The organism is Streptomyces sp. WM6372, assembly GCF_001279655.1.
Taxonomy (GTDB): domain Bacteria; phylum Actinomycetota; class Actinomycetes; order Streptomycetales; family Streptomycetaceae; genus Streptomyces.
This window is the reverse complement of sequence record NZ_LGDB01000210.1, coordinates 18,228-40,780: the sequence shown is the minus strand read 5'-3', so window position 1 is coordinate 40,780 and position 22,553 is coordinate 18,228. Positions and strand designations below refer to the sequence as shown.

Sequence of the window (22,553 nt, the reverse complement as noted above, 5' to 3'; positions counted from 1 at the left end):
CCCGGACGGGGGAGGCGTTCGGGTCAGTGCGTACGGCGTACGGGGTGCCCGGCCACCGCTGGGAGCAGTTCGCGGGCGCAGCCCCGCAGCCAGGCGTGCGCCGGGTCGGCGTCGTGGCGGGGGTGCCAGGCGATGCCGAAGGGCAGCGTCGGCAGGTCGAGCGGCACTTCGAAGGCCTCCAGTCCCAGCTCGGTGGCGAGCGGCACGGCCTGAGTGGCGATCAGGCCGACGAGGTCGCTCTCGCGCAGCACGAACAGGGAAGCGGGGTACGAGCCGACACAGCCCACCACCCGCCGGGACAGGCCCTGCCGGGCGAGGGCCGCGTCCACGGGCCCCTCCAGCCGGCCGCGCCGGGAGACGATGAGGTGCTCGGCGGCCGCGAACCGGCGGGCGGTCATCCGGCCCTTCAGCAGCGGGTGGCCGGCCCGGGCGACGCCCATCATGTGCTCGTCGAAGAGGTGCTCGACGCGCACCTCGGGGGAGCGGCTGTCCACGACGCCGAGTTCGAGGTCGGCGACGCCCTCGCGCAGCACCGGCGTGTCCACGTGGCTCTCCGACAGGAAGCGCAGCCGTACCCCGGGCGCCTCCCGGGCCACCCGTGAGAAGAGCGTGGCCCCGAAGGTGGCGGCGAAGGCGTCGTGGGCCAGCACGGTGAAGGTACGGGTGAGGGTGGGCAGGTCGACCTGTCCGCCGCTCAGGAACAGGGCCCGGGCCCGTTCCACGACGGCCCTGACCTCGCCGTGGACGGCGAGGGCGTGCGGGGTCGGGACCATGCTCCGCCCGGCGCGCACGAGCACGGGGTCGCCGAGGGCCCTGCGGATCCGGCCGAGGGTGCGGCTCATGGCGGGCTCGGAGAGGTGCAGGCGGGCGGCCGCGCGGGACACGCTCGACTCCTCCAGGAGGACGTCCAGGGCCACGAGGAGATTGAGGTCCAGGCCGGATTGCGTCACACGCATTCATCCCTTGCATAACTTGCACTGGAAAGCAGGTCGCGCCAACTCTACGGTGAGGCACGGGGGATGGCGCCGACCGCGCTCCCCTCCCCCACACCACACACCACTTCACCGTCACCGACTCCGAGGAGGAGCCGTGCTCCGCCATGCCCTCAAGCGGGATGTCACCGATCCCGACGCAGGTCCGTCCGCCCCGGCGCCCGCCGCCCTCACCCGGGCCGCCCTGCTCGTCCTGTGCGCCTGCGTGCTCGTCGCGCAGGCCATGGTCGCGGCCGTCAACCTGCTGCTGCCGCAGCTCGCCGCGTCCGCCCTGCACCCCACACCCGGCCAGCTGGTGTGGGCCGTCGACGCGTACGTCATCGTGTTCGCCGCCCTGCTCATCCCGGCCGGCGCCCTCGGCGACCGGTACGGCCGCAAGGGCGCCCTGCTGGCCGGGCTCGGGCTGTTCGCCGCGGGCGCCGCGGTCAGCGCGCTCGCCGCGGCCCCGGCGGTGCTCATCGCGGGGCGCGGCCTGTGCGGGGCCGGTGCGGCCCTGATCATGCCCGCCACCATGTCCGTACTGATCCACCTGAGCCCGCCCGAGCGCCGCGGCCAGGCGCTGGCGACCTGGACGCTGTCCGCCGGCCTCGGGGGCCTGGCGGGCAACGTCGGGGGCGGTCTGGCCGGGGAGTACCTGACCTGGCGGGCCCTGTTCTGGGCGGTCGTGCCGCTGGGCGCGCTGCTCGCGCTCGCCGTCGCCCGCACGGTCCCCCGCACCCCGGCCCGGGCCGACGCCTCCGTCGACCCGCTGGGCGCGCTCCTGCTGGCCGGGGCGCTCCTCGCGGTCGTCTACGGGATCATCGAGGGGCCCTCGTACGGCTGGACCTCGGCGGCGGTGCTGATCGCCTTCGGGGCCGGCGCCGGGCTGCTCGCGGCCTTCACCGGCCACGCGCTGCGCGCCGCGCACCCGTTGCTGGACCCGCGGATCTTCGCCTCGCGCAAGCTGCGCGCCGGGTCGCTCGGGATCGGCGCCGCGTTCTTCGGGCTCTTCTCCCTGTTCTTCGTCAACGCCCAGTACCTCCAGTACGCCAAGGGCTTCTCGCCCGCTGCCGCCGGTCTGGCGATCGTCCCGCTGACCATCGGCATGGCGGTGGTGCCGAAGCTGGGGGCCCGGCTGGCGGAGCGCACGGGGCCGCGGCTGCCGGTCGGCGCCGGGCTGGGCCTGATCGGGTCGGGGCTGCTGCTGGTCTCCACCGCCGGCGCGGGCACCCCGTACGCCCTGTACGCCTGCTACCTGCTGGTGCTGTCGGTCGGGACCGGCCTGTGCGCGCCCTCGCTGACCCTGACCGTGGTCGCCGAGCTGCCCGCGCACCAGGCCGGGCTGGGCTCCGGGCTGAACACCGCGGCCCGGGAGATCGGCGCCGCGCTGGGGGTGGCGGTGGTCGGCACGGTGCTGGCCTCCCGGTTCCACGGCGATCCGCAGGATCCGGCGCAGATCGGCGCCTTCACGGACGCGATGGGGGCCGCGCTGCGCACGGTCGCCTCGGTGCTGCTGCTGGCGGCGCTCGCCGTGGTGGCCGGCTACCGGAGCGGCGCCGGTGCGGGGCGCGGCCGCCGGGAGGGGGCGGGGCGCTGAAGCCGGGGAACCGGGCGCCGACGCCCCGGCCGCCGCGCACCGGCGCCGGGATGCAGCGTCCGGCGTCGGGGGGGCATGCTGACTGTGTGACGGCGAGACCGGACAGCGGCCCCGCCACCGACGCCACGGTCCGGGTGCTCGCGCGGGCCTGCGTCGATGCGGTGCATGCCGTCGGCGGGTTTGCGGGCGGCATCTACCTGCGCTCCGGAGCCGAGGGACCGCTGCTGCTGGCCGTGGTCACGGGGTTGCCGGTGCGGCTGTTCCGTCCGTGGTGGCGGATGCACGTGAACCGCCCGTACCCGGTCGCCGAGGCCTACCGCTCCGGACAGTCGGTGCACCTGCCCGACGCGGAGTCGGCCATGCGGCGCTTCCCGCAGCTGATGGCCGGGCTGCCGTTCCCCTTCGGCTCGCTGTACGAGCCCGTCATGGCCGGAACCCAGCGGTTCGGGGTGCTGTTCGTCCTGCGTCCCGCCACCCCGGGAGTCCCGGTCGACGCCGCCGACCGGGAGCGGCTGCGTACCGCCGCGGACGGGCTGGCCGAGGGGCTCGCCGCACTCACCACGGACGGCGAACCGCTGCTCTGGACCGGCGATCCGGTCGGCGTGCCGCCACCGGACACCGCACAGGGCGCCCGCGAGGCCGTGGAGCGGCTCACCCTCGCCGTGCTCTCCATGGACCGCGAGGGCCGGGTCCGCTACGTCAACCGTGCCGCCGCCGACCTGCTGCGGCTGGGCGCGCCGGAGCTGCGCGGGCGGGTGCTGTGGCAGGCGGTGCCGTGGCTCGGGCAGCCGGCGTACGAGGACCACTTCCGCGGGGTGTTCATGTCCGGGGAGCCGGTGCGCTTCCCGGCCCGGCTGGGCCGGCAGCCGGACGCGGGCTGGGTGGAGGTGGACCTGTACCCGGGTGTGGACGGGGTGACCGTGACGATCGACGCGGCCGAGCCGCCCGTGTACGCGCCCGGATCGGTGGTCCGCCCGGGCACGGGGCTGGGGCTGGGTTCGCCGGCCGACCGGGCCTCTGCGCTGTACCGGCCGGTGGCCCTCGCCATCGCGCTGACGGAGGCGGTCACGGCCCGCCAGGTGTCGGCGGTGGTCACGCAGGAGCTGCTGCCCGCCTTCGGCGGCCGCCAGCTGGCGATCTACCTGCTCAACGAGCGGCATCTGCACCTGGCGTGGGAGACGGGGTTCCCGCAGGGCTTCCTGGACCGGTTCGACGGGGTGGCGCTGGACGTGCGGCTGCCGGGCGTGGAGACGCTGACCACGGGCCGGCCGTTGTTCTTCGAGTCGATGGAGCACCTGGCCGCCGCCTATCCGGGGATCCCGCTGGACGCCCACGTCGGGGCCCGGGCGTTCCTGCCGCTGATCGCCTCGGGCCGGCCGGTGGGCTCCTGCATCCTCGGCTTCGACGCGCCGCGCGGGTTCAGCCCGGAGGAGCGTACGGTGCTGACCGCGCTGGCCGGGCTGATCGCGCAGGCCCTGGAACGGGCGCAGCGCTACGACACCGAGTCCGCGCTGGCCCGCGGACTGCAGGCGGGACTGCTGCCGCACCGGCTGCCGGTGCACGAGAACGTGGAGACCGTCGCCCGGTACCTGCCCGGCACCCAGGGCATGGACGTGGGCGGCGACTGGTACGACGTGATCGAGACGATCGACGGCCTGCTGGCTCTGGTCATCGGGGACGTACAGGGCCACGGGGTGGCGGCCGCCGCCACGATGGGCCAACTGCGCAGCGCCGTACGGGCCTTCACGCTGGCCGGCAGCGCGCCGGACCAGGTGGTGGCGGGCACCAACCGGCTGCTGATCGATCTCGACCCGGGCCAGTTCGCGAGCTGCTGCTACGTCCTGCTCGACCCGGTGTCGGGCCGGGCGCGGGCCGCGCGGGCCGGGCACCCGCAGCCGCTGCTGCGGCACGCGGACGGGCGGGCCGAGGTGCTGGACCTGCCGGGCGGGGTGGTGCTCGGCATCGACGCCGGCGCCACGTACCCGGTGACGGACCTGCGGCTGGCGCCGGGCTCGGTGCTCGCCCTGTACACCGACGGGCTGGTGGAGGAGGCGGGCACGGACATCGACGTCGGCGTGGAGCGGCTGCGGGCGGCGCTGGCCGCGGCCCGGCCGTCGCCGCTGACCGAGATGGCCGACCGGCTGATCGGCGAGGCGGGGGGCTCCGCGGACCGGCCGGACGACATCGCCCTGCTGCTGGCCTCGCGCACCGACGGCCGGGCTGCCGCGAGCGGCTGAACCGCGGGCGACCGGGAAGCGGCTCCGGAGCGACCCGGACCCCCACCCGGGTGCCCACTCCGTGGGCAGGTGGTGTCGCCGCGGGCACATGTCGGCAAAGCGGAAGAAAATTTGCCCGCCCGCCGCTGCGGTTCCCGCACCCGCACTCCGTGCAGCGTTTACGCGGTCTTAACGCTGCCGTAGGGCCACGGCCGTGGCACCCGACGATGGAATCCGCAGGAGAACTGCTCTTGACCTGCGAATCCCGCAGGGATTCGATGTCGGCCCGGGAGCCACTGAACCACCTTGCTCACCACCGCCTCGGAGGCGATACCGCTCCCGCACCTCAGTTCACCGCACCAGCCGATCGGAACCCCGCACCGATGTCTGAAACGATCAGCGCCCCTCAGGCCCTCGCCCCCGCCACCGGTCCCGTCCCCCAGAAGCTCAAGCGTTCCATCGGCGTCGTCGGCGGCACACTGCTGACGCTCTCGTGCGTGACGCCCGCTTCGACCCTGTTCGTCGTCGTGCCCGACCTGTTCGCCAGCCTCGGCTCGTGGACCGCCCTCACGATCGCCATCGGTTCGCTGCTCTGCATCGGCGTCGCGTTCTGCTACTCGGAGCTCGGCACCCTGATCCCCAGTGCCGGCGGCGAGTACGCGATGGTGTCGACCATGGCGGGCCGGCTGGCCGGCTGGCTGGTGTTCGTCCTCTCCCTGCTGGTCGTGATGATCGTGCCGCCCGTGATCGCCATGGGCACGGCCGACTACCTCGCGCCGATCGTGCACATACCGGCCCCGGTCGCGGGCGGCGGCGTGATGCTGCTCGCCACCCTCGCCGGCCTCCTCGACCTGCGGGCCAACGCCTGGATCACCGGCATCTTCCTGGTACTGGAGGTGGTCGCCGCGGCGCTGGTCGCCGTACTGGGCTTCGCGCACAGCGAGCGCGGCGCCGACGCGCTGGTGCACGGCACGGTCGCGGCCGAGGGCGGCGGTACGTCCACGGTGACCGCGATGATGGTGGTCTCCGGACTCGCCATCGCCCTGTTCATCACCCAGGGCTTCTCGACCGCCGTCTACCTGTCGGAGGAGCTGGAGAACCCGCGGCGCAACGTCGCCCGTACGGTGCTGGCCACCCTCGCCATCTCCACGGCCGTCATCCTGGTTCCGGTCATCGCCATCACCGTCGGCGCCCCCGACCTCTCCGCGCTGACCGAGGGCGACCTCGGCGGCATGGTCACCGCCTGGTCCAACTCGGCCGTCGGCACCTTCGTCAGCCTCTGCGTCGCCCTCGCCATCATCAACGCCGGCATCGTCATGGTGATCCAGAACTCGCGCGTGCTGTTCGCCTCCGCCCGTGACAAGGCCTGGCCGGCGCCGGTCAACCACGCGCTGTCCAAGCTGGGCCGCTTCGGCTCCCCGTGGGTGGCCACGCTCCTCGTCGGCGTCCCGGGCGCGGCGCTGTGCTTCGTCAACCTCGACACCCTGTACGGGGTCACCGGTGTCTCGGTGACCGGCATGTACCTGCTGGTCGCGGTGGCCGCGCTGTTCGCCCGGCGCGGGGCGCACCGCGAGGTGGCCGCCTGGCGGATGCCGCTGTGGCCGGGCGTGCCGATCGTGCTGATCGCCGTACTCGCGTACATCCTCAAGCAGCAGGAGACCCAGTACCTGCTGTGGACCGGCGGGATCGTGGCCGTGGCCACGCTGTACTGGGCGCTGTACCTGCGGCCGCGGCAGGACACCCGCTGGCTGGTCAGCGTCCCGGAGGACGACGAGCCCGCCGCCGTCTGATCCGCGCTCCCGGACGGGGCCGTACGGGTTCAGCTCCCGTCGGCCCCGTCCATCGTGATGACGACCTTGCCGAACGGCGCGTCCGTCGCGTACGCGCGGTAGGCCGTGCGCGCCTCCTCGAAGGGGTGCACGCGGTCGATGACCGGGCGCAGCCCGTGGGCGGCCACCGCCCGGTTCATGTCCTCGAACTGCGTGCGGCTGCCGACGAAGACCCGGCGGATCGTGGCCAGACTCGACGCGTACGCCGCGTGCGAGATCCCGATCCCGGACTTCGCGGCGCTCGCGGTGATCAGCAGGGCGATCTGCCCGTACAGGGCGCTCGCCCGCACCGACTGCTCGATGGTCTCGGGGCCGCCCGTCTCCACGACGAGGTCGGCGCCGAGGCCGCCGGTGAGGTCCCGTACGGCCCGGCCCCAGTCGGGAGTGCGCCGGTAGTCGACGACCTCGTCGGCGCCGAGCGCCTTGAGGCGGTCCGCCTTGGCGGCACTGGAGGTGGTCGACACCACCCGGCAGCCCAGCAGTTTCGCGAACTGCACGGCGAAGAGGGCGACCGGGCCGGTGCCCAGCGTCAGTACGGTCTGGCCGGGCAGCAGCGGGTCCCCGCCGGTCAGCGCGTGCCAGGCGGTGACCCCGGCGCAGGGCAGCGTGGCCGCCTCCTCCCAGGTCAGGTGGTCCGGGACGCGGACCGCCCACTGCTCGTCGAGTACGGCGTACTCCGTGAGCATCCCGTCGAGGGTGCAGCCGGGCTGGTCGAAGGCGTCCGGGGTGATCCGGCCGGTGCGCCAGCGCGGGAAGTACGCGCAGGACACGCGGTCGCCCACCGCGAACCGGGTCACCGCCTCGCCGACGGCGACCACCTCGCCGGCGCCGTCGCTGAGCGGGACCACGCCGGGTACGGCGGGCAGCGGGTAGAGCCGGTCGAGGATGAGCAGGTCCCGCTTGTTGAGGGAGGCGGCCCGGACGGCGACGACGATGCCGGTGGGGCCGGCCGGCTCCGGCCGGGGTCCGCCGGAGTCGCGCGGCACGATCCCCTCGATGCCGCCGAATGCTTCCAGGTGGTACGAGCGCATGGTGTCCTCCGGGCTGGTGGGTGCCGCGGTGCCGTGGTGCGGCGGTGCCGCGGTGCGGCGGGTACGGCGGGGCGTGGCGGGTACGGCGGGGTACGCGCCCAGATTCCGGGGCCCGGGACACCCCCGGCAATTCCCTCCGGGGAATCGCCCGGTCCGCCCGGCGGCGGCTAGAAAGGGCACATGGCCACCACCGCTGCCCCCGCACCCACCCCGTTCGCCCGTGAGGTCCGCCGGCGGAGGGCGCTGCGCCGGATGAGCCAGCTCGAACTGGCCACCCTGGCCGGGACCACCCAGCGGCACCTCAGCTTCATCGAGAGCGGCCGCTCGGTGCCGGGGCGGACGATGGTGGTCCGGCTCTCCGAGTCCCTCGGGCTGACGCTGCGGGAGCGCAACTCGATGCTGCTGAGCGCCGGTTACGCGCCCGTGTACGCGGAGTCACCGCCGGAGTCGGCCGCGGTCGGGCCGGCCATGGAGGCGCTGCGCTCCATCCTGACCGGGCACCTGCCGTACCCGGCGGTGGTCGCCGGTCCGCGCGGCGAACTCGTCCTGGCGAACGCCGCGTTCGAGGTGCTGACCGAGGGCGCGGCCGCGCATCTGCTCGCGCCGCCGGTGAACGTGCTGCGGCTCGCGCTGCATCCCGCGGGCATGGCGCCGCGCGTGGTGAACCTGGCGGCGTGGGGACGGCACATCACGGAGAGCCTGCGGGCCCGGGCCACGGCCCATCCGGACCCGGAGCTCGACGCACTCATCGACGAGCTGACCGGCTACCTGCCCGCACTCCCGCCCCCGGGCCCGGACCACCTGGGCTTCGCGGTGCCCCTGCGCCTGCGCACGGCCGGGGGCGAGCTGCGGCTCCTGACGACGCTGACGTCGTTCGCCACGGCCGTGGACGTGACCCTGGCCGAGCTGCACTTGGAGGCATTCCTTCCGGCCGACACCGCGACCGCCGACCTCCTGCACCGCCGCGCGGCCGCCCTCTGACCACGGTCGGGGAAGCGGTGCGGCCGGGCCCCGGACGCCGGTGGGTGCACGCGGCACCGATACGATCGCGGGGTTCCACACCCCCCGAACGTATCGGTGTCGCAGACACCCCCGTGACTTCCAGAGGTGTCATGTCCGACAGGCTCGTCCTCACCGGGGACCATGTCCCGGAGCCCGCCGAGGCGCCGCAGACATTCCCCGATCCCGGTCGACGCCGCCCGAGGCTGTGGTCGGGGCGGGGCGCCGCCGGGGCCGCGCGGGCGCCTCGGATAGCCGTGCTCGACGGCCTGCGGCTGTTCGCGGCGCTGTCGGTGGTGCTGTTCCACTATTTGGCGGGCTCGGGGACGATCCCCTGGCAGCGGACGGCGGTCGAGCTGTTTCCCACCCTGCACAAGGTGGCCGAGTTCGGCTGGCTGGGTGTCGTCCTCTTCTTCATGATCAGTGGCTTCGTGATCTGCATGTCCGGCTGGGGCAAGTCCCTCCAGCAGTTCTGGCACGGCCGGATCCTGCGGCTGTTCCCGCTCTACTGGGCGGCGGTCGTGATCTCCTCGGCGGTGGCCCGGCTCGGTCCGCGGACCCCGGGCGAGGCGAAGGTCACCGTCGGCCAGATGCTCACCAACCTCACGATGCTGCACGAGCCCCTGGGCGTGAACAGCGTCGACAACGTCTACTGGACGCTCTGGATCGAGCTGCGCTTCTACCTGATCTTCTCGCTGGTCGTCCTGCTGGGTGCCGGCCACCGCCGGGTCGCCAACTTCTGCTGGCTCTGGGCGCTGGGCTCGGTCCTTGCGCCGACGGCGGGCATCCCGCTGCTGGACCAGCTCCTGGTGCCCCGGTGGGCGCCCTTCTTCATCGCCGGGATCGCCTTCTACCTGGTCCGCCGGGCCGGCCGGTTCGAGGGCGAGACCCTGGGCCTCCTGGCGCTGTCCTGGCTGCTGGTGCAGCACCGCCTCCCGGCGATCATGCAGGGCGAGGGGCACGGCATCAACTGGAAGGTCTGTCTGGCCGCGATCACCGCGATGTACGTGCTGATGGGCCTGATCGCGCTCGGGAGGCTGGACCGCGTCCAGTGGCGCTGGCTGCCGATCGCGGGCGCGATCTCGTACCCGCTCTACCTCGTGCACCAGTCGCTGGGCGTCCGGGTCATCTGGCGGTGGAACGAGCAGTGGGGCGCGTGGCCGACCCTGCTCGGCGTCATCGCGGGCGCGATGCTGGTCGCCTGGCTGCTGCACCGCCTCGTCGAGCGCCCTCTCGTCCCGCTGCTGCGCCGCCTGCTCACCCCGGCCGCGTCACCCTCCCGGTAGATCCCCGTCCCCGCCCGGGCCGGTCGGTCCCCGGGCGGGATCGCGGGCGGTCAGGCCGTGGGCGGGGCGTGGGTGCGGCCCAGGGTGATGGCCGTGTTCACCAGGCCGACGTGGCTGAACGCCTGCGGGAAGTTGCCGAGTTGGCGGCCGGTCACCGGTTCGTACTCCTCCGCGAGCAGCCCCACGTCGTTGCGTACCGCCAGCAGTCGCTCGAACAGCTCCCGGGCCTCCTTCTCCCGCCCGGTCATGTGCAGCGCGTCCGCCAGCCAGAACGAACAGGCCAGGAAGGCCCCTTCGTCGCCGGGCAGCCCGTCCACCGAGGGGCCCTCGGTGCTGTAGCGGCGGACCAGGCCGCTGCTGCCGAGCTCCACCCGTACGGCGTCGACCGTGCCGATCACGCGCGGGTCGTCGGGCGGCAGGAACCCGACCCGCGGGATGAGCAGGGTGGCGGCGTCCAGTTCGCGGGAGCCGTAGTACTGGGTGAAGGTGCCCCGCACCGGGTCGAAGCCGTTCTCGATCACGTCCCGGTGGACCTCGTCCCGCATGGTCCGCCACCGCTGCACGTCGCCGAGGAGCGAGGGGTCGCTCTCCATCGTGCGCACGGCCCGGTCCGCGGCGACCCAGGCCATCACCTTGGAGTGCACGAAGTGCCGGCGCGGCCCGCGCACCTCCCACAGGCCCTCGTCCGGCCGCCGCCAGTTGCGCTCCAGGAAGTCGAGGAGCGCGAGCTGGATCCGCCACGCGTGCCGCTCCGCGGGCAGCCCGTTCGCCCTGGCCAGGTAGAGGGAGTCGAGGACTTCCCCGTACACGTCGAGCTGGAGCTGGTCCACGGCCGCGTTGCCGACCCGGACCGGGGCGGAGGAGGCGTAGCCGCGCAGCCACGGCAGCTCGGATTCGGGGATCCGGCGTTCGCCGGCGATGCCGTACATGATCTGGAGGTCGGCGGGGTCTCCGGCGATCGCGCGCAGCAGCCAGGCGCGCCAGGCGCGGGCCTCGTCCAGGAAGCCGGTCTTCAGGAGGGAGCCGAGGGTGAGGGTGGAGTCGCGCAGCCAGCAGTAGCGGTAGTCCCAGTTGCGGACGCCGCCGAGCTCCTCGGGCAGGGAGGTCGTCGCGGCGGCCGCGATGCCGCCGGTCGGGGCGTACGTGAGGGCCTTGAGGGTGATCAGGGAGCGGGTCACCGCCTCCCGGTAGGGGCCCTCGTAGGTGCACTGGGCGGACCAGTCGCGCCAGTAGGCGAGGTTCTGCCGGAGCGTTTCGTACGGGTCGACGGTCGCGGGGCGCGGTTCGTGCGAGGCGTGCCAGGTGAGGACGAAGGCGACCTGCTCGCCCGCGGCGACGGTGAACTCGGAGCAGGTGCTGTTGGCTTCGCCCCAGGTGGGTACGTCCGGTTCGCTGCGGAACCACACGGAGTCGGGCCCGGCGACGGCGACCCGGTCGCCGTCGGCGCGGCGGACCCAGGGGACGACGTGCCCGTAGTCGAACCGCAGGCGCAGGACGCTGCGTACGGTGGCCTCGCCGGTCAGCCCTTCGACGATGCGCATCACGTCGGGGGCGTTGTCGCGCTGCGGCATGAAGTCGGTGACCTTGAACGAGCCGCCGTCCGGGGTGTCCCAGTACGACTCCAGGACCAGCGAGCCGTCGACGTAGGCGCGGCGGGTGCACTGCTCGTCGTCGGCGGCCCCGGCGGGCGAGATGCGCCAGTGGCCGTTCTCCTTGTCTCCGAGGAGCGACGCGAAGCAGGCGGGCGAGTCGAAGCGCGGCAGGCACAGCCAGTCGATGGACCCGTCGCGGCCGACGAGCCCGCTGGTCATGAGGTCGCCGATGAGTGCGTAGTCTTCGATGGGTTGTGTCATTTGTGCGCTGTTCCCCCGAAGGCCCGGGCCCAATCAATCCGGGACCCGGGCACCCTCTGGAGCGCGACGGTCAGTTGCGTACGAGGAGCAGCGCGCCCGCGATGACCACGGCGAGGGCGACGGCGAGGAGGCCGTGGGCCAGCCGGTGGCTGCGCAGGACGGGCAGGAAGCGGTCGGCGGCGTACGTGCCGGGGCCGGTGAGGGCCACGGCGGCCGCGGCGACGGTCAGCAGCAGCTCGTACTCGATGCCCTTGGGGGCGAAGAACGCGCCGGCGCCGTGGACGGCGATCGCGTTGATCATGGTGCCGACGACGGCGGCTCCGGCGAGCGGGGTGAGCAGCCCGAGGGCGAGGCCGAGGCCGCCGAGGGTCTCGGTCAGGCCGGCGACCACGGCCATGGCGTCGCCCGCGGGGTAGCCGCTGGCGGTGAAGAACTGGCCGGTGCCGCTGATGCCGCCCCCGCCGAACCAGCCGAAGAGCTTCTGGGCGCCGTGGCCGGCCATGGTGAGTCCGAGGACGAGGCGCAGGAGGAGCAGCCCGGCGTCGTGGGCGGAGGTGGAGGGGGCGAGCGGGACGGCCGGTACGGCTGCGGCCTGCGGCTTCGTCGCGGTGACGGAGGGGCTGGTCATGGGGGGATCCTTCCGGTCGGGCGGTCCGGGCGGGGACGGGGTTGCGGTGGAGCAGGGTTGTTCAAATTCGAACCGCCAGTCCCGACCCTAACCAGTGATTCAAATTGGAACAACCCGTGTAGGCTGGGCCCATGGCTGAAACGAGATGGCTGGACGAGCGCGAGATGCGCGCCTGGAGCGGCTTCCTGGCCGCGTCCGCCCTGGTGAACCGCCGCCTCGACCAGCAGCTCAAGGACGACTCCCGCCTCTCGCACCCGCAGTACGAGATACTCGTACGGCTCTCCGCGGCTCCGGACGGCGAGCTGCGCATGACGGAACTGGCCAATGGCCTGATCAATTCGAAAAGCGGGCTGACCTACCAGGTCACCCAGCTGGAGAAGGCGGGCCTGGTCCGCCGCCGCAGCTGCCCGTCCGACGTGCGCGGGGTCTTCGCCGTCCTCACGGACGCGGGCCGGGCCCGCCTGGAGGAGGCCGCGCCGGGGCACGTGGCGGCGGTCCGGGAGGCACTGATCGACGTGCTCACGCCCGCGCAGCTCGAAGCGCTGGCGGACGGGCTGGGCGAGGTCAGCCGCCGGCTGCGCGAGCACGGCGGTTGACGGACGGCGGATAGTGGACGGCAGGGCGCGGATGGCGCGGCCGGACGGGGTATAGGGGTGACATGGACGCAACGGTCTGGCTGACGATCGCCGCGGTCGTCGCCCTCGGGCTGGCGATCGCGGCCGGCGTGCTCCTCGTACGGGTCTTCGCGGCCCGGCGGCTCCTGCTCGACGCGGGGATCCCGCTGCGCGACAAGGCTCTGTTCTGGGTCGCGGTGATCTACACCGTCTCGCCGGTGGACCTGATCCCGGACCCGGTGTACCTCGACGACATTGGCGTACTGCTGCTGGCCCTGCGCTCCCTGCACGCGGCGGCCGCGGCGGTGCGGCCGGGCGCGACGGCGGTCCCGAAGCCCGCCGCGGCGAAGGAGCCGGACCCGGCGTAGCGTCGGTCCGCCTCCGTCTCAACTTCCCCCGGACCGGGGAGTGTCAGTGGCCTGCGGCACCATGGTCGGCATGCCTCGCGAAGATCTTGACGCCCTGTTCTCCTCCCCCGCCGCCCTGCTGGAGGCCGGAGCCGCCCGGATACGGGAGTGGCCCGGCACCGGAGCCGGGGGCGGGGTCGGCCGTGAGGTCTTCAGCCAGGCCGAGGCCGTGTTCGGTCATGCGCAGGTGTCGCGGGCGGAGTTCGGCTCGTGGCTCCACTTCGCCGCGAAGGTGCTGGGGCACGACGCGTACGCGGAGCGGATCGCCGCGGCCGAACCCGGCATGCCGTGGCGGACCGTATGGGCCTGGTGGCGGCCGGTCGGGGCCTTCCGGGCCGAGCCGAACCTCAGCGGGGACGCCTCGGCGCTGGTCTTCGACGGGCCGGACGGCCGGAGCCTGCTGAAGGTCCGGTCGCTGTGGACCGAGGAGCGCTGGTTCGACCTGGCCGGCGGCGCGCCGTGCCCGGCGCCCGCCGCCGGGGAGTTCACCCGGCGCACGGCGGAGCCAGAGGAGGCCGAGCCGTTCCTCTTCGACCCGGACGAGGCGGCCTGGGCCCTGCACTGCCCCGGCACCTGGGAGGACCCCGTACCCCTCGGCGGGGGCCGCTTCCTGCTCGCCGAAGCCCGCGGGATCGTGGTGGTGGAGCGCAACGCGGCGGTGGTGGCGACCGGTTGGCCCGCGGGCGGCGCCGACACCTCCTCGTGGGACGAGGGCGCGGGCCCTCCGTGGTTCGCGGGCCCGGAGCCGGGCGAGAGCCCGCTGGACGCGGCCCGCGTGGAGGCGGTCTTCGGCGCCGACCGCACGGTCCGCGTACCGGATGCGCGGCTGCCCGCGGAACTGACCCATCTCCCGACCCGGGAGCTGATCAGCACGGTGGGCCTGCCGCGCCACTGGGCGGCGGGCGTGACCTCGTTCGAGCTCGCCTGGACCGAGGACGGGCCCGGGGAGCCGGAGTCCGGAGCCCGCTTCGGAGGGCTCCTGCACCTCGGGACGTTCGAGCTGGGCCACGCCGACGAGGGCCATGTGCTCCTCCACCCGGGGACGGGCGCGGTGTCCCTGGTCCGCGAGGGCGAGGGGCCGTTCCCGTTCGCCCGGGACACGGAGACGTTCGTACGCCTGCTGGAGGCCGTGCGGCGGTTCATGGGGGCGTGCTGGGACCCGTATCCCGAGGAGAACGGCTACGGCTCCTTCCTCTGCGAGGTGGAGAAGCTGGAGCCGGACGTCCTGGAGTCCGACGATCCCGAGGAGCCCGGCGCCGCGGTCTGGGAGCACGTCTTCGCGTCCATCACGGAGCTGAGCGTCTACGGCTACTGACCGGGGCGCGTCCGCCCGGCCGGGGCGCATCCCCGGCTCGGGGGGGCGGGGCCGGCGCCGTTCCCCCCCGCTCAGCGGACGCCGCGGGGGCGGTACTGGATGCTGACGCGCGGGCCGACGGCGCGGGTGGACTTGGGGATGGCGTGCTCCATCGTGCGCTGGCAGGAGCCGCCCATCACGACGAGGTCGCCGTGCCCCAGGGGCAGGCGGAGCAGGGTGGCCCCGCCGTCGCGGGGGCGCAGGACCAGATCGCGGGGGTCGCCGACCGAGAGGATCGCGACCATCGTGTCCTCGGTGGCGGACCGGCCGGTGCGGTCCCCGTGCCAGGCGACGCTGTCGCGGCCGTCGCGGTAGAGGCAGAGCCCGGCGGTGGCGAAGGGCTCCCCCAGTTCGGCGGCGTAGTGCCGGGTCAGCGCGGAACGGGCCTCGGTGAGCACCGGGTGCGGCAGCGTTTCGCCCTCGTCGTAGAAGGCGAGCAGGCGGGGTACGTCGACCTCGCGCTCGTACATCCGGCGGCGCTCGGCGCGCCACGGCACGTCCTCGGCCAGCCGCTCGAACAGCGTGTCGGCGCCCGAGAGCCAGCCGGGGAGGTGGTCGACCCAGGCCCCGGCGCCGAGCCGGGTCCGGCGCAGCCCCGAGAGCGGGCCGAGGCGGATCTCGTCGCCCTGGTCGAAGAGGGAGCCCTGGAGGCCGGGGATCGTACGCACACGCCCATCATATCGCGCCACTCGAACATTCGATCGATTAAAGCTCCACGAGTGCCCGCTCCCCCGGAAAAGGGCCGTCAAGGTATCGCTAGAGAGGCGTTAAGAAGCCGTCAAGACCGCTGGGAGCAGCGGGCTCGGACGACCGTCGGCGCACGGACGCAGTACGGCACGTCCGCGCAGGTGGGAGACGGGTTCCGGGCGGAGTGCGCGGCTCCGGCCAACCGGAGCAATCCCCCGAGCGGCACCGTCGAGGGCCCGTCAGCATGAGATCGCGCGCGTGCACGAATGATCGAGTTCCGTACGCTTGCCCAGCCGTCGCACCGATGGCCGGATCCAAGCCGTACGAAGGAGCACCCGCGATGGCCACCCCCACCCAGCCGAGCCGCCTGAGGGCATGGCTCCTGGAAGGCCTGACCGACCAGACGAAACACCGGTCGGGCCATCGGCCGGAGGAGGAGCCGGGCGGGAGCGCAGCGCCCGAGGCCGCCGACCACGGGCGGCCGTGGTGGCGCGTGATGTGCCTGACCGGCCTCGACTACTTCTCCACCCTCGGCTACCAGCCGGGCATCGCGGCGCTCGCGGCCGGCCTGCTGTCGCCGCTGGCCACGATCGTGCTGGTGGTGCTGACCCTGCTGGGGGCGCTGCCCGTCTACCGCCGCGTCGCGGAGGAGAGCCCGCACGGCGAAGGCTCCATCGCGATGCTGGAACGGCTGCTGTCGTTCTGGAAGGGCAAGCTGTTCGTCCTGACCCTGCTGGGCTTCGCGGCGACCGACTTCCTGATCACGATCACCCTGTCGGCGGCGGACGCCACGGCGCACATGGTCGAGAACCCGCACCTGACCAGCACGCTCAACGGTCACCAGGTGCTGATCACCCTGATCCTGATCGCCCTGCTGGGCGGAGTGTTCCTCAAGGGGTTCAGCGAGGCCATCGGCGTGGCCGTGGTCCTGGTCTTCTCCTACCTCGCGCTGAACGTCGTCGTCATCGGGGTCGGCCTGTGGCAGGTCGCCAGCGAGCCGCACGTCATCGGCGACTGGAAGGAGGCGCTGACGGCCGAGCACGGCAACGTGTTCATGATGATCGCCATCGCACTCGTGGTCTTCCCGAAGCTGGCGCTGGGTCTGTCCGGCTTCGAGACGGGTGTCGCGGTCATGCCGCACGTCCAGGGCTCCGCGGACGACACGGAGGAGAAGCCCGCGGGCCGGATCCGCGGCACGAAGAAGCTGCTCACCACCGCCGCCGTGATCATGAGCGTGTTCCTCATCACCAGCAGCTTCGTCACCACCCTGCTGATCCCGCCCGCAGCGTTCCAGCCCGGCGGCGAGGCCAACGGCCGCGCCCTGGCCTACCTGGCCCACGAATACCTGGGCTCCGCCTTCGGCACCGTCTACGACGTCTCGACCATCCTCATCCTGTGGTTCGCGGGCTCCTCGGCCATGGCCGGCCTGCTCAACCTGATGCCCCGCTACCTGCCCCGCTACGGCATGGCCCCGCAGTGGGCCCGCGCCCTGCGCCCGATGGTCATCGTGTTCACCCTGATCGCCTTCCTGGTGACCTGGCTCTTCGACGCCGACGTCGACGCCCAGGGCGGCGCCTACGCCACCGGTGTCCTCGTCCTGATCACCTCGGCCGCCGTCGCCGTGACCATCGCGGCCCGCCGGGCCGGGGAACGCGGCTGGACGATCGCCTTCGGCGTGATCTCCGCCGTCTTCGTCTACACGACCGCGGTCAACGTCGCCGAACGCCCCGACGGCGTGAAGATCGGCGCCTGCTTCATCGCCGGCATCATGGCCCTCTCGCTGCTCTCCCGCCTCGCCCGCGTCTTCGAGCTGCGCGTCACGCACGTCGAGTTCGACGACATGGCCCAGCGGTTCATCCGCGACACCGCCAACCGCACGATCCGTTTCATCGCCAACGAGCCCGACAACCGGGACCTCGACGAATACCGGCTGAAGAAGGCGCAGATCCGCGCGGACAACGACATCCCGTCCGAGGACGACGTGATGTTCGTCGAGGTCACCGTCCTGGACGCGTCGGAGTTCGAATCGGGCATGCGGGTGCGCGGTGAAGTCCTGCACGGCCGCTACCGCGTCCTGACCCTGGAGAGCTCCAGCATCCCCAACGCGCTCGCCGCGCTGCTGCTCCACGTACGGGACGAGACCGGGCAGCGGCCGCACATCTACTTCGAGTGGACCGAGGGCAACCCGATGGCCAACTTCCTCCGCTTCTTCCTCTTCGGACAGGGCGAGGTCGCCCCCGTCACCCGCGAGGTCATCCGCGAGGCGGAACCCGACCGCAACCGCCGCCCCCACATCCACGCCGGCTGACGGCGAGCGGTATCAGCAACCCGTCATGGTTCGTGGTTTCCCCGTCAGGAAGCCGTCAGCGAACCCCCCGTATCCGCCCGCCCGGCGCTTGCATGGGAGCCGGCAGCAGACCGGATGAGGGGTGGACGGTGGACGCGGTGCGGCACAGGGTCGTGGTCGGTGTGAGCGGGAGTTCCGGCAGCCTCACGGCCCTGCACCGGGCCGCCGCCGAGGCCCGGGCGCGCGGCGCGGAGCTGTGGGTGGTCCTGGCCTGGCAGGCGCCGGGCGGGGACATCGGCAGCCGGGGCCCCGGCGGGGTCCCGGTGCTGGCCGCCGCCAAGGCCGCGGCCGTGGAACGGCTGCGGCTCGCCCTCGACACCGCGTTCGGCCCGGCCGGACCGGGCGTGACCCTCGCGGGCCACGCCGTACGGGCCACGGCCGGCGCGGCCCTCGTCGACGCGGTGAGCGGCCCCGAGGACCTGCTGGTCGTGGGGACGGGCGGTCGGGGCGCCGTACGCCGCCTGCTGCGGCCCTCCGTGGCCCGCCACTGCCTGGCGCACGCGCCCTGCCCCGTACTGACCGTGCCGCCGTCCCCGCTCCAGGCCGAACTCGACGCCGTCCACCGGCGGAACGTCTGGCGGCTCCCGCTGGACACGCGCGAACTCGCGGAGTGACGCACGGCCCGCACCCGTCCGCGCCCCTCTGACCGGGCGCGAACCGGGCGCCGTACGTACCGTGGGAAGGCAGCCACTCACCACCGGAGTCGCCATGAGTGCCTACCCCCCGATCGCGGACCACGGTCTCATCGGCGATCTCCAGACCGTCGCGCTGGTCTCCAGCGCCGGGACCGTCGACTGGTGGTGCACGCCGCGGTTCGACTCGCCCAGCATCTTCGGATCCCTGCTGGACCAGGCCAGAGGCGGCCACTGCCACCTCTCGGTCGACCTCGACCAGGTCCCCGACGTGACGGTCAAACAGCTGTACCTGGCCGACACGGCCACGCTGGTGACCCGCTTCATGACCCCGGACGGCGTAGGGGAGGTGGGGGACTACATGGTTCCCGACCCGTCCCCCGAGGCCACGGACCGGCATCGACTGCACCGGACCGTACGCATGGTGCGGGGCAGTCTGCCCTTCACCCTGGAGGTCCGGCCCCGGTTCGACTACGGCCGGGCCCCACACGCCCTGAAGCTCCTGGACGACGGGACGGCCCTGATGCAGGGCCCGGGAACCGACCTGTTCGTCCAGACGAGCGCCCCGATCACCCTCACCGCGGACGGGCAGGACGCCGTCGCGCGCTTCACCCTCGCGGCGGGCGACGTGGCCGCCGTCGTCCTGACCGCCGACGCCACCGGCGGGCAGCGCCCCGATCCCCTGAGCGCCGACCGCGCCCGCGCGGATTTCGACCGGTGCCGGGGCTTCTGGCACGACTGGCTGCTCACCTCCACCTACCGGGGCCGCTGGCAGCAGATGGTGAACCGGTCCGCCATCACCCTGAAGCTGCTCACGTACGCCCCCACGGGCGCGCCGATCGCCGCCGCGACCATGGGACTGCCCGAGCAGATCGGCGGGGAGCGCAACTGGGACTACCGCTACACCTGGATCCGCGACGGCTCCCTGACGGTGCGCGCGCTCACCAAACTCGGCTTCACCGAGGAGGCCATCGCCTTCCGCCACTGGATCCGCGACCGCTTCGAAGCCGGGGGCTCCGCCTCCGGCCACCCCCTCCAGATCATGTACCGCATCGACGGGGACCCCCGGCTGCCCGAGGAGGTCCTCGGGCACTGGGAGGGGTACCGGGGATCGGCGCCCGTCCGGGCCGGCAACGCCGCCGCCGACCAGATGCAGCTCGACATCTACGGGGAGGCCGCCTACGCGTTCGGCGAGGGCCACGACATGGGTGCGCTGCGCGGCTGGCGGGCGTTCACCACGCTCATGGACTGGTTCTGCGACCGCTGGGACGTTCCGGACGAGGGGATCTGGGAGACCCGCGGGGGCCGCCAGGACTTCACCTACAGCCGGCTGATGTCGTGGGTCGCCTTCGACCGGGCGATCCGCCTCGCCCAGACGCACTCGCGGCCCGCGGACCTCCCGCGGTGGACGGCGGCCCGCGACGCGATCTTCCTGCAGATCGGGGAGCGCGGCTGGAGCACCGAGCGGCAGGCCTTCGTACAGAACTACGCGTCGGACGTCCTCGACGCGTCGCTGCTGCTCATGCCCAAGGTGGGTTTCATCTCGCCCACCGACCCGTCCTGGCTGTCCACGCTCGACGCGATGGACCGGGACCTCGTCAGCGACAGCCTGGTCTACCGCTACGACCCCGCGGCCTCGCCCGACGGGCTGCGCGGCTCGGAGGGCACGTTCAACCTGTGCAGCTTCCTGTACGTCGAGGCGCTGGCCCGGGCCGGCCGGATCGTCCAGGCACGGTACGCGTTCGACAAGATGCTCACGTACGCCAACCACGTCGGCCTGTTCGCCGAGGAGATCGGGGCCTCCGGCGAGCAGCTGGGCAACTTCCCGCAGGCGTTCACCCACTTGGCGCTCATCGACGCCGCGTTGGCGCTCGACGAGGAACTGGACCGCCGGTCGGCATGACCCCGCCGTCAGGCGGGGTAGGGGGGAGCGAAGGCGCTGCCCCTCCCCCCGCTCGCCCTGTGCCGGCCCCGTCAGGAGATAGCCATGCGGATGCTGATCAACAGTCCCGAGACCGTCGTCGCCGATGCGCTGCGGGGGATGGCCGCCGCGCACCCCGAGCTGGAGGTCGACGTGGAGCGGCGGGTCGTCGTACGGCGGGACGCGCGGGCCGGTGGCCGGGTCGGGCTGGTGTCGGGGGGCGGGTCGGGGCACGAGCCGCTGCACGCCGGGTTCGTGGGGCACGGGATGCTGTCGGCCGCGTGCCCCGGGGAGGTGTTCACCTCGCCGGTGCCCGACCAGGTGCTGCGGGCGGCGGCCGCCGTGGACTCCGGGCAAGGGGTGCTGTTCGTCGTCAAGAACTACACCGGGGACGTGCTGAACTTCGAGATGGCCGCCGAACTCGCCGAGGAGGACGGCCTGCGGGTGGAGCGCGTGCTGGTCAACGATGACGTGGCCGTCACGGACAGCCTGTACACGGCGGGGCGGCGCGGCACCGGGGCCACGCTGTTCGTCGAGAAGATCGCCGGTGCGGCCGCCGAGGAGGGCGCCCCGCTGGAGCGGGTCGCGGAGCTCGCCCGGCGGGTCAACGCGTCCTCGCGGAGCTTCGGGGTGGCGCTCAGCGCGTGCACGACACCGGCGAAGGGCAGTCCGACCTTCGACCTGCCCGACGGGGAGCTGGAGCTGGGGGTGGGCATCCACGGCGAACCGGGCCGCGAGCGGCGGGCCATGATGCCGGCCCGGGAGATCGCGGAGGCCGCGGTGGGAGCCGTACTGGAGGAGCTCGGGGAGGTGGGTCCGGCGGACGGGCCGGTACTGGCCCTGGTCAACGGCATGGGGGCGACGCCGCTGCTGGAGCTGTACGGGTTCCACGGGGAGGTGGCGCGGGTGCTGGCGGAGCGCGGAGTGCCGGTGGCACGGACACTGGTCGGAAACTACGTCACGTCCCTGGACATGGCGGGGTGTTCGGTGACGCTGTGCCGGGCGGACGAGGAGCTGCTGCGGTTGTGGGACGCGCCCGTCCGGACTCCGGCCCTTCGGTGGGGTTGCTGAGAAGGTGGACGGACACGGTGCGGACAAGATGGCGGACACGGTGAGGAGACGCAATTGCGTGACACGGAATTCTTCCGGCGCTGGATGACGGCGTCCGCGGCCGCGGTGGAGCGCGAGGCGGACCGGCTGACCGAGCTCGACTCCCCCATCGGGGACGCCGACCACGGGAGCAATCTGCTGCGCGGCTTCACGGCGGTACGGACGGCCCTGGAGGCGGATCCCGTCGCGAGTCCGGGGGCGGTGCTGGTCCTGGCGGGGCGGACCCTGATCTCGACGGTCGGCGGGGCGTCGGGCCCGCTGTACGGGACGCTGCTGCGGCGGACGGGCAAGGAGCTCGGGGAGGCCGCCGAGGTCTCCGACGAAGAGCTGCGCAAGGCCCTGTACGCGGGGGTGGGCGCGGTGGCGCAGCTCGGCGGGGCGGCGCCGGGCGACAAGACGATGCTGGACGCGCTGGTGCCGGGGGTGGCGGCGCTCGCCACCTCGTACCGGGCGGGCGCGGACGCGGCGGAGAACGGGGCGCGGGCGACGGTGCCGATGCTGGCCCGCAAGGGGCGGGCGAGCTACCTCGGTGAGCGGAGCATCGGCCACCAGGACCCCGGGGCGACCTCGGCGGCCCTGCTGCTGGGGGCTCTCGCGGATACGGCGGAGGGCTCATGAGCGGGCCGGAGGTCGGGATCGTGCTGGTGTCGCACAGCGCGGCGGTCGCGGAATCCGTGGCGGACATGGCGCGGGGCCTGGCGGCGGGCGGCCCCGTCGTCCCGGTGGCCGCGGCGGGCGGCACCGCGGACGGCGGCCTGGGTACGGACGCGGACCGCATCGCGGCGGCCGCGCACGAGGTGGACCGGGGCGCGGGCGTCGCGCTGCTGGCGGACCTGGGCAGCTCGGTGCTGACGGTGAAGGCGCTGCTGGTGGAGGACGAGCTCCCGCCGGGGTCCCGGCTGCTGGACGCGCCGTTCCTGGAGGGAGCGGTGGCCGCGGTGGTGGCGGCCTCCGCGGGCGCGCCGTTGGACGCGGTGGCCGCGGCGGCCGAGGAGGCCTACACGTACCGCAAGGTCTGACCCGCGCGCCGGCCCCGCCGTTCGGGCGCCGGCCCGCTCGGCAGCGGCGGCC

Annotated in this window: 19 protein-coding genes; 14 read left to right on the top strand and 5 right to left on the bottom strand. The window is 73.5% G+C overall.

Going from position 1 to position 22,553, the window contains the following annotated elements:
- Window positions 1-23: 23 nt before the first annotated feature.
- Entirely contained in the window at window positions 24-956 is a 933-nt protein-coding gene (locus tag ADK52_RS28300) for a LysR family transcriptional regulator (RefSeq protein WP_053692683.1), read from the bottom strand.
- 133 nt (window positions 957-1,089) lie between these two features.
- Between ADK52_RS28300 and ADK52_RS28295 the strand changes: the two genes are divergently transcribed.
- The 3 genes from ADK52_RS28295 (at window position 1,090) to ADK52_RS28285 (ending at window position 6,574) form a co-directional block, all read left to right on the top strand.
- A complete protein-coding gene (locus tag ADK52_RS28295; protein WP_420714942.1) occupies window positions 1,090-2,568 on the top strand; it encodes an MFS transporter in 1,479 nt (492 codons plus the stop codon).
- 50 nt (window positions 2,569-2,618) lie between these two features.
- Window positions 2,619-4,805, top strand: coding sequence for a SpoIIE family protein phosphatase (locus tag ADK52_RS28290; RefSeq protein ID WP_053692682.1), 2,187 nt, complete (start codon window positions 2,619-2,621; stop codon window positions 4,803-4,805).
- A gap of 362 nt (window positions 4,806-5,167) precedes the next feature.
- Window positions 5,168-6,574, top strand: a complete 1,407-nt coding sequence (locus ADK52_RS28285; RefSeq protein WP_053692681.1) for an APC family permease — start codon at window positions 5,168-5,170, stop codon at window positions 6,572-6,574.
- A gap of 29 nt (window positions 6,575-6,603) precedes the next feature.
- Here the strand turns inward: ADK52_RS28285 and ADK52_RS28280 are convergent, their stop codons facing one another.
- Entirely contained in the window at window positions 6,604-7,644 is a 1,041-nt protein-coding gene (locus ADK52_RS28280; protein WP_053692680.1) for a zinc-dependent alcohol dehydrogenase family protein, read from the bottom strand.
- Window positions 7,645-7,824: 180 nt separating this feature from the next.
- Between ADK52_RS28280 and ADK52_RS28275 the strand changes: the two genes are divergently transcribed.
- The gene (locus tag ADK52_RS28275; RefSeq protein WP_053692679.1) at window positions 7,825-8,625 is read left to right on the top strand and encodes a helix-turn-helix domain-containing protein; all 801 of its coding nucleotides are present in this window, start codon (window positions 7,825-7,827) and stop codon (window positions 8,623-8,625) included.
- Between the two features lie 131 nt (window positions 8,626-8,756).
- Window positions 8,757-9,929, top strand: a complete 1,173-nt coding sequence (locus tag ADK52_RS28270) for an acyltransferase family protein (protein ID WP_078988667.1) — start codon at window positions 8,757-8,759, stop codon at window positions 9,927-9,929.
- Between the two features lie 50 nt (window positions 9,930-9,979).
- On the opposite strand, the gene ADK52_RS28265 is transcribed toward ADK52_RS28270, so the two are convergent.
- Both ADK52_RS28265 and ADK52_RS28260 read right to left on the bottom strand, forming a co-directional pair.
- Complete coding sequence (locus ADK52_RS28265; protein ID WP_053692677.1) at window positions 9,980-11,782, bottom strand: glycoside hydrolase family 15 protein; 1,803 nt, start codon at window positions 11,780-11,782, stop codon at window positions 9,980-9,982.
- 70 nt (window positions 11,783-11,852) lie between these two features.
- Window positions 11,853-12,410, bottom strand: coding sequence for a DoxX family membrane protein (locus tag ADK52_RS28260; protein WP_053692676.1), 558 nt, complete (start codon window positions 12,408-12,410; stop codon window positions 11,853-11,855).
- A gap of 131 nt (window positions 12,411-12,541) precedes the next feature.
- On the opposite strand from ADK52_RS28260, the gene ADK52_RS28255 reads away from it, so the two are divergent.
- The 3 genes from ADK52_RS28255 (at window position 12,542) to ADK52_RS28245 (ending at window position 14,746) form a co-directional block, all read left to right on the top strand.
- The gene (locus tag ADK52_RS28255) at window positions 12,542-13,006 is read left to right on the top strand and encodes a MarR family winged helix-turn-helix transcriptional regulator (RefSeq protein WP_053692675.1); all 465 of its coding nucleotides are present in this window, start codon (window positions 12,542-12,544) and stop codon (window positions 13,004-13,006) included.
- Between the two features lie 62 nt (window positions 13,007-13,068).
- Window positions 13,069-13,392 carry a YkvA family protein gene (locus tag ADK52_RS28250; RefSeq protein ID WP_053692674.1) on the top strand — a complete coding sequence of 108 codons (324 nt, stop codon included), beginning with the start codon at window positions 13,069-13,071 and terminating at the stop codon, window positions 13,390-13,392.
- A 70-nt stretch (window positions 13,393-13,462) separates the two neighbouring features.
- On the top strand, window positions 13,463-14,746 hold the full coding sequence (locus ADK52_RS28245) for an SUKH-4 family immunity protein (RefSeq protein WP_159046047.1): 1,284 nt from the start codon (window positions 13,463-13,465) through the stop codon (window positions 14,744-14,746).
- Window positions 14,747-14,817: 71 nt separating this feature from the next.
- Here ADK52_RS28245 and ADK52_RS28240 read toward each other — a convergent pair whose 3' ends face one another.
- Entirely contained in the window at window positions 14,818-15,453 is a 636-nt protein-coding gene (locus ADK52_RS28240; protein WP_234344286.1) for an alpha-ketoglutarate-dependent dioxygenase AlkB, read from the bottom strand.
- A gap of 359 nt (window positions 15,454-15,812) precedes the next feature.
- Between ADK52_RS28240 and ADK52_RS28235 the strand changes: the two genes are divergently transcribed.
- The 6 genes from ADK52_RS28235 to ADK52_RS28210 all read left to right on the top strand — a co-directional run bounded on the left by ADK52_RS28235 (window position 15,813) and on the right by ADK52_RS28210 (window position 22,501).
- Window positions 15,813-17,780, top strand: a complete 1,968-nt coding sequence (locus ADK52_RS28235; RefSeq protein WP_053692672.1) for an APC family permease — start codon at window positions 15,813-15,815, stop codon at window positions 17,778-17,780.
- A 92-nt stretch (window positions 17,781-17,872) separates the two neighbouring features.
- Window positions 17,873-18,433 carry a universal stress protein gene (locus ADK52_RS28230; protein ID WP_053692671.1) on the top strand — a complete coding sequence of 187 codons (561 nt, stop codon included), beginning with the start codon at window positions 17,873-17,875 and terminating at the stop codon, window positions 18,431-18,433.
- Between the two features lie 94 nt (window positions 18,434-18,527).
- Complete coding sequence (locus ADK52_RS28225) at window positions 18,528-20,354, top strand: glycoside hydrolase family 15 protein (protein WP_053692670.1); 1,827 nt, start codon at window positions 18,528-18,530, stop codon at window positions 20,352-20,354.
- Between the two features lie 84 nt (window positions 20,355-20,438).
- Complete coding sequence (gene dhaK / locus ADK52_RS28220; protein ID WP_053692669.1) at window positions 20,439-21,443, top strand: dihydroxyacetone kinase subunit DhaK; 1,005 nt, start codon at window positions 20,439-20,441, stop codon at window positions 21,441-21,443.
- Window positions 21,444-21,497: 54 nt separating this feature from the next.
- Complete coding sequence (gene dhaL / locus ADK52_RS28215) at window positions 21,498-22,100, top strand: dihydroxyacetone kinase subunit DhaL (protein WP_053692668.1); 603 nt, start codon at window positions 21,498-21,500, stop codon at window positions 22,098-22,100.
- On the top strand, window positions 22,097-22,501 hold the full coding sequence (locus tag ADK52_RS28210) for a PTS-dependent dihydroxyacetone kinase phosphotransferase subunit DhaM (protein ID WP_053692667.1): 405 nt from the start codon (window positions 22,097-22,099) through the stop codon (window positions 22,499-22,501). Before dhaL ends, ADK52_RS28210 begins: the two co-directional genes overlap by 4 nt.
- Window positions 22,502-22,553 lie beyond the last annotated feature (52 nt).